A 10881-nucleotide genomic window follows, 5' to 3' on the forward strand; every position below is an offset into this window, starting at 1 on the left:
GGCGGCGGCAGTGTGTCAGGCTGTCGCTGACGGTGTGGTCGCGACGACGGTGCTGCGTCGGGACCGGGGAGGAGTCCGATGTTCCGCAAGATCCTGGTCGCCAACCGGGGTGAGATCGCTGTCCGGGCGTTCCGCGCAGCCACCGAACTGGGGGTCGCAACGGTCGCGGTCTTCCCCCACGAGGACCGGTTCGCGGAGTACCGGTTGAAGGCGGACGAGAGCTACCAGATCGGCGAGGTGGGACACCCGGTCCGGGCCTATCTCGACGTCGAGGGCATCATCGCCGCCGCCCTCGAGGCAGGCGTGGACGCGATCTACCCGGGCTACGGGTTCCTGTCCGAGAACCCCGACCTGGCCCAGGCCTGCGAGGACAACGGCATCACCTTCGTCGGACCCGACCACAGCATCCTCGAACTGACCGGTGACAAGGCCGCCGCCATCGCAGCGGCCCGCGCGGCGGGCCTGCCGACGCTGGGCGGCAGCGACCCCTCCGACGACCCTGCGGTGCTGATCGCCGCTGCCCAGCAGGTCGGTTTCCCGGTGTTCGTCAAAGCGGTCTCGGGCGGCGGTGGACGCGGCATGCGCCGGGTCGAGACCGCCGAGGCACTGCCCGCGGCGCTCGCCGAGGCGATGCGCGAGGCGACGGCGGCCTTCGGGGACGCCCGGATGTACCTCGAGCAGGCGGTGCTGGGCCCCCGGCACATCGAGGTGCAGATCCTGGCCGACAGCCACGGCGACGTGATCCACCTGTACGAGCGGGACTGCTCGGTGCAGCGCCGGCACCAGAAGGTGATCGAGTTGGCTCCGGCGCCGAACCTCGACCCGGCGCTGCGGGACGCCATCTGCGCCGACGCGGTGCGGTTCGCCCGGCACATCGGCTACGTCAACGCGGGCACCGTGGAGTTCCTGCTCGGCTCCGACGGCCGCTACGTGTTCATCGAGATGAACCCGCGCATCCAGGTCGAGCACACGGTGACCGAGGAGGTCACCGACGTCGATCTGGTCTCCTCCCAGCTGCGCATCGCTGCCGGCGAGTCGCTGGCCGACCTGGGCCTCAGCCAGCAATCGATCGAGGTGCGCGGCCAGGCCCTGCAGTGCCGGGTCACGACCGAGGACCCGAGCAACGGTTTCCGCCCGGACACCGGCCGGCTGTCGGTCTACCGGACGCCCGGCGGCGCCGGCGTCCGGCTGGACGGCGGCGTGGTGTTCGCAGGCGCCGAGGTCAGCGCCCACTTCGACTCGATGCTGGTCAAGCTGACCTGCCGGGGACGCGACCTGCAGTCCGCCGCCCGGCGCGCCTACCGGGCGCTTACCGAGTTCCGCATCCGGGGCGTCTCCACCAACATCCCGTTCCTGGAGGCGGTGATCACCGACCCGGACTTCCTGGCCGGGCGCGCCACGACGTCCTTCATCGACGAGCGCCCGCACCTGCTCAACCACCACCTGCCCGCCGACCGCGGCACCAAGCTGCTCAAGTACCTGGCCGGGATCGCGGTCAACAAGCCGCACGGCGAGCCGCGGACCACGCTGGTGGCCCGCACGAAGCTGCCGGCCCTCAGCCGGGACGTGCTGGCCGCGCCGCCGCCGCCCGGCTCGAAGCAGCTGCTGCTCGAGCTGGGCCCGGAACGGTTCGCCCAGGCGCTGCGCAACCAGACCGCCGTGGCGGTCACCGACACCACCTTCCGCGACGCCCACCAGTCGCTGCTGGCCACACGGGTGCGCACCCGCGACCTGCTGCACGTGGCACCGCACATCGCGCGGATGCTGCCGGGCCTGTTCTCGATGGAGTCGTGGGGCGGAGCCACCTACGACGTCACGCTGCGCTTCCTCAAGGAGGATCCCTGGGACCGGCTGGCGAAGTTCGCCCAAGCCATGCCGAACATTCCACAGCAGATGCTGCTGCGCGGCCGCAACACCGTCGGCTACACCCCCTACCCGCTCAAGGTCACCCGAGCCTTCGTGCACGAGGCGGCGCGCACCGGTTGCGACATCTTCCGGATCTTCGACGCGCTGAACAACGTCGACCAGATCCGCCCGGCGATCGAGGCGGTTCGTGAGACCGACCACGGGGTGGCCGAGGCAGCCCTGTGCTACACCGGCAACCTGACCAGTCCGGCCGAGGCCCTCTACACCCTCGACTACTACCTGCGCCTCGCCGAGCAACTGGTCGAGGCCGGAGCGCACATCCTGGCGATCAAGGACATGGCCGGACTGCTGCGGGCGCCGGCGGCGGCGAAGCTGGTCACTGCGCTGCGCGAGCGCTTCGACCTGCCGGTGCACCTGCACACCCACGACACCGCCGGCGGCCAGCTGGGCACGTTGCTGGCGGCGATCGGGGCCGGGGTGGACGCCGTCGACGTCGCCTCGGCTGCCTGGGCCGGTACGACGTCCCAGGTGTCGATGTCGGCACTGATCGCGGCCACCGACGATACCGAGCGGGCGACCGGGCTGTCGCTGCAGTCCGCCACCGACCTGGAACCGTACTTCGAGGCGGTGCGGCTGCTGTACGCGCCGTTCGAGTCGGGGCTGCCCGGGCCGACCGGCCGGGTCTACACCCACGAGATCCCGGGCGGGCAGCTCTCCAACCTGCGGCAACAGGCGATCGCACTGGGTCTGGGCCACCGCTTCGAGGACGTCGAGAACATGTACGCCGCGGCCAACCGCATCCTCGGCAACATCGTCAAGGTGACCCCGTCGTCCAAGGTGGTCGGCGACCTGGCGTTGGCACTGGTCGGCGCCAACGCCGACCCCGCCGACTTCGAGGCGAACCCGGGCCGCTACGACATCCCCGACTCGGTGATCGGCTTTCTCGGCGGCGAGCTCGGTGACCCGCCAGGCGGCTGGCCGGAGCCGTTCCGGACCCGTGCCCTGGCCGGACGGACAGTCCGGCCGGTCGAGACCGAGCTTTCGGCCGACGACGAGCACGCGCTCGCCGAGCAGCCCCGGCGCACCCTCAACCGGCTGCTGTTCCCCGGCCCGACCAGGGACTACGAGGATGCCGTCGAGGAGTTCTCCGAGCTGTCGGTGCTGGCCACCCGCGAGTTCCTGCACGGTTTGGGCGTGCATTCCGAGCACGAGGTCGAGATCGAACGCGGCAAGAAACTGCTGCTCGGGCTCGAGGCGATCGGCGAGCCGGACGCCCGCGGCTACCGGCAGGTGGTGTGCACCATCAACGGACAGCTGCGGGTGGTGTCGGTGCGCGACCATTCGGTCGAGTCGCACGTCGCGACGCGCGAGCGGGCCGACCTCGGCCGGCCGGGTCAGGTCCCGGCTCCGTTCGCCGGGGTGGTGACGCTGACCGTCGAGGTGGGCGACGAGGTCGCCGCCGGGGCGCCGGTCGCGACCATCGAGGCGATGAAGATGGAGGCCGCGATCACCGCGCCCGTGGCCGGCACCGTCGAGCGCCTGGCGATCGGCCACGCCCAGGCTGTCGAGGGGGGCGACCTGCTGCTGGTGATCGGCTGAGCCGGCGCGCGCGGCCCGGTCGTGTCACCCGCGTGGGGGGCACCCGGAGGGTTCGCCAAACGGCCGCGAAGGATATCATGGTCCGTGGACCAGAGTCCGCCGGGGGGTCGGACGTGGTACCAGGGGGGTAATACACATGTCGGCTGACGATGCCGTGCGGACTGGCGCGTCCGCAGCAAGCGAACCTGTCGCGCTCGACGAGCTGATGAGCGCAGAACCGCAACGCAAGCCGAGGTCCCGGCGTGTCCTGCGCCGCTGGCTGGTCGTGCTGGCCAGCCTCGTGCTGGCGCTGTTCGTGGGAGCCGGGGGGCTCGCCGTGTCCGCGGTGAACGTGCTCAACTCGGTCAAGCGCGAGCCGAGCATGCTGCCGTCCGGTCACGCCACGCTCGCGCCCAGCGACCTCAACGCCAAGCCGATCAACTTCCTGCTGCTCGGCTCGGACTCGCGCGGCGAGGATCGCGGCCGCTCCGACGTGATGATGCTGGTGCACTCCGATCCGTCCCGGCAGAAGCTGTACCTGATCTCGATGCCGCGTGACCTGTGGGTCGACATTCCCGGGCACGGCACGAACAAGATCAACGCCGCCTACGCCTTCGGCGGCGCGTCCTTGGCCGTCGAGACGGTGGAGGATCTTCTGGGGGTGCGGATCGAGAACGTCGCCGTCACCGATTTCGACGGCTTCTTCTCCATCATCGACGACCTGGGCGGGGTGACCGTCACCAACGAGCTCGCCTCGGCCAGCCGCGGCTACACCTTCCCCAAGGGAGAACTGACCCTGGACGGCGCAGCGGCCTTGGTCTACGTGCGCGAGCGCTACGACCTGCCCCGCGGAGACTTCGACCGCGCCGAACGCCAGCGGCTGGTGATGAAGGCGATCATCGACAAGCTGAGCAGCCCCGAGACCCTGGCCAACCCGGTTAAGCTGCTCTCGGTCATCAACCGGCTGTCGGCAAATGTCGTGGTCGACGACACCGCCACCACCCAGCACATCGTCGGCATGGTCGGGGAGTTGAACCTCACCAACCGGCCGGACGTCGTCCAGTTGCAGGTGCCGGTCGCCGGCTTCGGGACGTCGTCGGCGGGCGCGAGCTTCGTCCGGGTCGACGAGGCGGGCATGAACCGGCTCTCGCAGGCGCTGGTCAACGGCACGATGGACAGCTACTCGAGCGAAAAGTGACAGCCGGTCGACGGCCTGCGTTCATGTGGTCGTAACCGTTGGCTGCGATGCTCCGGGCAGATCCTGCCGAAGGAGGTTCGGATGACCGTACGCACGGTGCTCTTCGTCTGCACCCAGAACGCCGGCCGCTCACAGATGGCCGCCGGGTTCCTCAACCAGTTGGGCGGCGGTGAGATCGTGGCTACCTCGGCGGGCACCGAACCGGCCGACGCCCTCTACCCGGTGGTGATCGCGGCGATGCTCGAGCAGGGAGTCGACCTGCGGGAGGCCGAACCGGCCGCGGTCAGCCTCGAAGCCATCGCCGCCGCCGATTTGGTGATCACCCTCGGTGCCGACCTGCGGGGGCTGGTTTCCGGCTCGCACTTCGCCGACTGGGACTTCCCGAGTTCAGCCGACAGCCGGCTCGCGCAGGTCCGGCCGACCCGAGACGCGATCCGGGACCGGGTGGTGGCGTTGCTCGCGGAGTTGAAGGTGCCCGCAGCCGCCTGACCCGCACCCCTTGTGCCCGGGCCTGGGACATGCTTGGGTCGAGGCGGCCCCATCGAGGCGCGGTGCCCCGGCGGAGCCACCAGAGAGGCCGGTCCCCGTGAAGATCGCTGTCCACCGTCCCCTGACCACCGCCGGCGTGCTGCTCGCCGCCCTGGTGCTGATCGCGACGCCGCCGACCCCCGCCCTGGCCGAGCCCGATCCGCCGGGCATCGACATTCCCACCGAGCCGCTGAAACTGCGCAAGACCGTGGCGGACGCCGAGGGCACGGCTTCCACCGAGGCCAAGGTGAGCGTCCGGCTGCTCGCCGACGACACCGCCAGGCAGTCGGTCTTCGTGCGGTTCAGCGGGCGTAGCGCGGTCGACGTCAACAGTGAGGCCCGCGCCGACGGGGCCGGAAAGTCGACCTCGGCCCGGGCGGCCCGTGTCCGGCGGGCCGAGGTGCAGCGGGTCTCCGATTCGGTCACCGAACTCGCTCGCAAGTCGGACGGCCGTGCCCGGCAGCTGTTCTCGATCAGCAACGGGCTGCCCGGCGTGGCGCTGCGCACCGACCTGGCCGGGATCAAGGCGATCGCCCGGCGCAGCGATGTGCTGAGCGTCACCCCGCTCGCCCGCTACCGGGTCGAGACGGCCAGCGCCGACGTCCTCACCCGTGCACTGCTGACCTGGCAGAAGAGCAAGCTGGCCGGCAGCGGCGTGAAGGTCGGGGTGCTGGACACCGGTATCGACTACACCCACGCGGACTTCGGCGGCGCCGGGACCGAAGCGGCCTATGCGGCGGCCGCCGCCGCCGACACCGAGCCGGGCTGGGAGACCAGGAAGGTCGCCGGCGGCTGGGACTTCGCCGGCAACGACTACAACGCCGACGACGACGACCCGGTGATCGCCCCCGACCCGAACCCGCTCGACTGCGCCGACGCCGGTCACGGCACGCACGTCGCGGGCATCGCCGCGGGCTACGGGGTCAACGGGGACGGGTCGAGCTTCACCGGTGCCTACAGCAAGCTGTCCGGGACGCTGCTCAAGTCGATGCGGATCGGGCCCGGAACCGCGCCGCGGGCGACGCTGTACGCGTTGCGGGTGTTCGGCTGCGAGGGGTCGACCGACCTGGTGATGCCCGCGCTGGACTGGGCGCTGGACCCCGACGGCGACGGTGACTTCTCCGACCACCTCGACGTTCTCAACATGTCGCTGGGCTCCGACTACGACGCGCCCGACGATCCCGCCAACACCCTGATCGACGAACTCGCCGGCCACGGAGTGCTGACGGTCAACTCGGCTGGCAACGCCGGCGACTACACCGACGCCGGCTCGGCGGCGGGACGCGCCCTGACCGTGGCCAGCAGTGTCGACGCATACAGCCTGCAGGACGGCCTGGTCGTCGACGCTCCCACCGCTGTCGCCGGCGACGTCGGCGACGTCGGCGGCCAGGTGTCGGTCGCCTACCCCTGGCAGACCGCGCCGGAGGTCTCCGGCACGGTGGCGCTGCCGCTGTCGTCGAGCAACTCCGACGGGTGCGGCACCATCAGCCAGTCGGACGCCGCCAAGCTGGCCGGCCGGATCGCCTGGCTGGAATGGACCGAGGACGATGCCACCCGGCGGTGCGGGTCGGCCGATCGCGCCGCCAACGTGAAGGCCGCCGGTGCGATCGGCGCGCTGTTCACCACCGATGCGCCGGACTTCGCCGGCGGGATCACCGGCGACGACACGATCCCGGTCTTCCAGTTGAGCCTGAACGCGACCCGGGAGCTGCGTTCCGCGGCGTCCGCCGGCACCCTGCGGGTCACGTTCACCGACAGCCTGCTCGCCTCGGTGAAGGACTACGCCGATTCGGCGACCGACCTGCTCAGCGGGTTCAGCTCACGCGGCACCCACGGCGGGCCGGGAACGCTGAAACCGGACGTGACCGCACCCGGCTCGACCATCGTGTCGGCCGGTGTGGCGAGCGGGGCCGGCGCCCGGAGCATGAGCGGCACGTCGATGGCCAGCCCCGACGTGGCCGGCATCGCCGCGCTGGTGCGGGGCAAGAACCCGACCTGGTCGGTCACCAGGGTGAAGGCCGCCATCATGAACACCGCCGTCCACGACCTGTACACCGAGCCCGACGAGACCGGCCGCAGGTACGGCCCGAACCGGGTGGGGGCCGGGCGGGTGGACGCCAACTACGCCACCACCACCCAGCTGGTCGCCTATAACACCACCGATTCCGGCCTGGTCAGCGTCGGCTTCGGGGTGGTCGAGGCGCCGATCACCTCCAGCACGGTGACCCGGACGGCTCAGGTCACGGTGCGCAACCTGGGCAGCTCGACCCAGAAGGTCTCGCTGAGCTATGCGGGCACGGTCAGCCAGCCGGGCGTCGGCTACTCGGTCTCGCCGAGCGCGGTGACCATCAAGGGCAAGAGCACCCGCACCGTCACCGTCACGATGACGATCAAGCCGAGCAAGCTGCGCCGCACGCTCGACCCCACCATGTCGGACATCACCAACAGCTCGTGGACGGGCCCGGGCAGCCGGCAGTTCGTCGCCGACGCGTCCGGCAACCTGCTGGTCAAACCGTCGGGCAAGACCGCGCTGCGGGTGCCGGTGTACGGCGCCGCCAAGCCGGTCTCCGTGACGGCGGCGTCGGTGGGCGCGACGCGGGTCACCCTGCGCGGCACCGGTGTCGCTCAGGGGTCGGGCTCGGAGGGGTACCTCTCCAAGGCGTCCCTGCTCACCCTGGGGGCGACGAGCCGCAAGCTGCCCTCGTGCGTGCTCGGCCAGCTCGGCGGGTGCGCCCTGAACTCCACCGGGCGATCCTCCGACCTGCGCTACACCGGTGCCGGCTACGTGCAGGAGGGTGCCACCCCCGACGACGGCGTGCTGTGGTTCGGGGTCACCATGTGGGGCAACTCGCCGATCCTGGGCGGCGGCCGGGAGACCGACGTGGCGATCGACGTCGACGGGGACCAGGAGACCGACTACATCGTGGCCGCCTTCACCCCCGCGGACAGTGACCAGCCGTTCGCGCTGTTGGTGGACGCCGCAGGCAATGCGATCAGCGCCTACCCGATCAACTTCCTGGACGGCTCGACCGACACCAACGCCTACGACAGCGACTCGTTCCTGCTGCCGGTCTACGCCGGCGACCTCGGCGTCCAGTCGAACGCGACCAGCTTCCCGATCAGCTACCGCGTCTACACCTTCAGCGAGGCCGACCTCGACGGGGGAGCCTTCGACTCCACCGACTGGGTCGACTACGACGTGGTGAACCCGACCGTCGTGACGGACTACGCGCTGTACGCCGATCTGCCCGGGGTCGAGATCGACTACACGGTGGCCGCGCCGCAGGGTGCCGGCGGCGCCGATGCCGATGGCACCCCCGACGACGCGGCGGCGACGGTTCGGGCGCTGCTGATCCACCTCAACGGGGCAAGCGGCCGGCGCAGCGAGGTGCTCACGCTGCCCGCTTAGCGCCACCCACCAGCTTGAGCCCCACCATCGCTGCGACCAGGCCCGAGAGCAGCAGCACGCGGACGGGACCCAGTGGGTCGTCGAAGGCGATCGCGCCGACGAGCACGGTGCCGACGGCGCCGATACCCGTCCACAGTGCGTAGGCGAGTCCGAGCGGGATGGACGCGATGGCGCGGGAAAGGCACTGGTAGCCGAGCACCGCACAGGCCAGGAACAGCCACAGGTAGCGCCCGTCGGCCTGTTCGAGCTTCAGTGTCGTGGTCATCCCGATCTCGAACCCGCCGGCCAGCAGCAGCCACCACCAGGCACGGTGCCCCGCCGGGCGGGCCTGTGCCGTGTGCGCGGTCATGCGATCACCTTCAGGCCCACGATCATGGCCACGACGAGACCGAGCAGGGCCAGCATGGCCGGCCGCAGCTTCTCGCCGAAGGCGAACGCCCCGACCAGGACGGTGCCGACCGCACCGATGCCGTTCCAGACCGCGTAGGCGGTACCCAGGGGGATCGTCTCCATCGCCCGAGACAGCAGGGGAAGCTGGCCGCGGCGCAGCCGCGCCTCCCAGGTCTGGCTGGCGTTCGTCGGCCCGGCCGCGGGGGACGAGGGCCTCGACGACATCCGGGGAATCGTCTACCGCGACCTGCACGCGGTGCTGGTCGGACTGCTCGAACAGCTGGCCGCCTCGGGGCACGCCGTCGACGGCGGGGTGTCGGCCGCGGCGCGCGAGCTGCAGGCCCTGATCGACGGGCTGACGCTGCACGTCCTGCTCGGCCGGGTGCCGGCCGGGTCGGCCGAGCGGATCGTGCGCGCGGCGGTCGGCCGGCTGGTCACCCGGTCCTGAGTCCGGCGCCGGTCCCGGCCGTCAGGGGCGCCAGTGGGGATCGCGGCCGATGAAGGCGACCAGCCGGTCCTGCGCGAGGGCGTCCGCCGCGACGGGTCGCTGGACGCCGAACTGGCCGGACTCCCGCAGCATCGGTCCCATCGCCTCCATCCCAGCCAGCAGGCCGGCGCAGGTCGCCTCGTCGAGGCGTACCTCGAGACCGGCCGAGCGGGCCAGATCCCAGGTGTGCATGAACACGTCGGGGGTGTAGAAGGTGTCGATGGCGCCGCCCAGCCGATGGGTGCCCACCTGGGGGTGGGTGAAGGGTGCCGCAGCGCGGTCGGGATCGTCGAGCAGCGCCTGCACCGCCGCGCTCTGGGCGACCCACGAGCCGGCCGGATCGCCGGGGTCCCCGGACGGGACGGCGACCCCGCCGGCGGCCAGGAACGCAGGGAACCAGGTGGTCAGGTGACCCACGACGTCGCGGGCCTTCCATTCCGCGACCGGGGTGGGGGCGTCCCAGTCGGTGACCTGCTCGACGACCCGGCTGAAGGTGGCGGCCCGCTCGCGGTGGTGCCGCGCGAACTCAGCCGACATCGGCCAGCAGGGCGTCGAGCTTGGCGTAGCCGCTGTTGACGCCGCTCTCCATGCCGGAGTTCAGCCAGGCGTCTCGGCCCTCGAAGCTGTCGGTCAGCGACTGGGCGTGCAGCCGGGTCCAGCCGTCGCCCAGGTCGGTGACGGTCAGGGTCTCCAGCGCCACGCCGTCGGGCATCCCCTCCCAGGTGAAGGTCTGCACGATGCGGTCGTCGGTGAGCTGGTGGAAGCAGCCCCGGAAGGTCTGGACGTCGTCGGGGCCCCGGTCGAAGTAGCGCCAGCTGCCGCCGTCGCGGGCGTCCCAGTAGTCGATCTCGGCGGTTCGGCTGTCGGGGCCGATCCACCGCACGAACAGTTCAGGGTCGAGGTGGGCGCGCACGACCAGCGCCGGGGTGGCCCTGAAGTCGCGGGTGACATGGATGATCGGCACGGTCGGGTCGGCCTCGATCGAGGCGGTGGTCAGGTGTTCGGTCATGGTGACTCCTCGGTGTCTGCCAGCTGCACCAGCACCTCGTCGAGGCGCCGGTAGCGCTGGTCGGCCAGCTGGGCGTAGTGCTGCACCCAGTCGGTCAGCCGGCGCAGGGCGTCGGCCTCCAGGTGGATCAGTCGGCGCTGCGCCTGCGCCGACTTGGTGACCAGCCCTGCGGCCGCCAGCACGTTCAGGTGCTTGGACACCGCCTGGATGGTCATGTCGTAGGGGGCGGCCAGCTCTGAGACCGTCGCGTCGCCGAGTGCCAGCCGGGCGACAAGGTCGCGCCGGGTGGGGTCGGACAGTGCCGCGAAGGACGCGTCGAGCGGGTCCGTCATGGTCCTCCTAAACCGGTCGGTTGAATAAACCCTAGAACGACCCCCGGCTCATTGTCAACCATTCGGTTGAATATCGTCCGGACC

Annotated in this window: 10 protein-coding genes; 5 read left to right on the forward strand and 5 right to left on the reverse strand. The window is 71.1% G+C overall.

Annotated elements, in window-relative coordinates:
• The first annotated feature begins 78 nt into the window (after window positions 1–78).
• The 4 genes from OIE40_RS14920 (at window position 79) to OIE40_RS14935 (ending at window position 8579) form a co-directional block, all read left to right on the forward strand.
• Window positions 79–3465 (forward strand): pyruvate carboxylase, encoded by a 3387-nt coding sequence (locus tag OIE40_RS14920; RefSeq protein ID WP_264703532.1) that lies wholly within the window; start codon window positions 79–81, stop codon window positions 3463–3465.
• Between the two features lie 136 nt (window positions 3466–3601).
• The gene (locus OIE40_RS14925; protein ID WP_264703534.1) at window positions 3602–4642 is read left to right on the forward strand and encodes an LCP family protein; all 1041 of its coding nucleotides are present in this window, start codon (window positions 3602–3604) and stop codon (window positions 4640–4642) included.
• Between the two features lie 81 nt (window positions 4643–4723).
• Window positions 4724–5131: an arsenate reductase/protein-tyrosine-phosphatase family protein gene (locus tag OIE40_RS14930; RefSeq protein ID WP_264703536.1), complete on the forward strand. Its 408-nt coding sequence runs from the start codon at window positions 4724–4726 to the stop codon at window positions 5129–5131.
• A 97-nt stretch (window positions 5132–5228) separates the two neighbouring features.
• A complete protein-coding gene (locus OIE40_RS14935; protein ID WP_264703538.1) occupies window positions 5229–8579 on the forward strand; it encodes a S8 family serine peptidase in 3351 nt (1116 codons plus the stop codon).
• Here the strand turns inward: OIE40_RS14935 and OIE40_RS14940 are convergent.
• The gene (locus OIE40_RS14940) at window positions 8563–8928 is read right to left on the reverse strand and encodes a DMT family transporter (RefSeq protein ID WP_264703540.1); all 366 of its coding nucleotides are present in this window, start codon (window positions 8926–8928) and stop codon (window positions 8563–8565) included. The genes OIE40_RS14935 and OIE40_RS14940 overlap by 17 nt on opposite strands.
• Entirely contained in the window at window positions 8925–9194 is a 270-nt protein-coding gene (locus OIE40_RS14945) for a DMT family transporter (RefSeq protein WP_264703542.1), read from the reverse strand. Before OIE40_RS14945 ends, OIE40_RS14940 begins: the two co-directional genes overlap by 4 nt.
• Between OIE40_RS14945 and OIE40_RS14950 the strand changes: the two genes are divergently transcribed.
• Window positions 9148–9417 (forward strand): TetR family transcriptional regulator C-terminal domain-containing protein, encoded by a 270-nt coding sequence (locus OIE40_RS14950; protein ID WP_264703686.1) that lies wholly within the window; start codon window positions 9148–9150, stop codon window positions 9415–9417. The genes OIE40_RS14945 and OIE40_RS14950 overlap by 47 nt on opposite strands.
• A gap of 21 nt (window positions 9418–9438) precedes the next feature.
• Here OIE40_RS14950 and OIE40_RS14955 read toward each other — a convergent pair whose 3' ends face one another.
• The 3 genes from OIE40_RS14955 to OIE40_RS14965 are packed head-to-tail and all read right to left on the reverse strand — an operon-like array spanning window position 9439 to window position 10797.
• Window positions 9439–9993, reverse strand: coding sequence for a TIGR03086 family metal-binding protein (locus OIE40_RS14955; RefSeq protein ID WP_264703544.1), 555 nt, complete (start codon window positions 9991–9993; stop codon window positions 9439–9441).
• Window positions 9983–10465, reverse strand: coding sequence for an SRPBCC domain-containing protein (locus OIE40_RS14960; protein WP_264703545.1), 483 nt, complete (start codon window positions 10463–10465; stop codon window positions 9983–9985). The genes OIE40_RS14955 and OIE40_RS14960 overlap by 11 nt, the downstream gene beginning before the upstream one ends.
• Complete coding sequence (locus tag OIE40_RS14965; RefSeq protein ID WP_264703546.1) at window positions 10462–10797, reverse strand: ArsR/SmtB family transcription factor; 336 nt, start codon at window positions 10795–10797, stop codon at window positions 10462–10464. The genes OIE40_RS14960 and OIE40_RS14965 overlap by 4 nt, the downstream gene beginning before the upstream one ends.
• Window positions 10798–10881 lie beyond the last annotated feature (84 nt).

This window comes from Micropruina sonneratiae (assembly GCF_025972045.1).
Lineage (GTDB): Bacteria > Actinomycetota > Actinomycetes > Propionibacteriales > Propionibacteriaceae > Micropruina > Micropruina sonneratiae.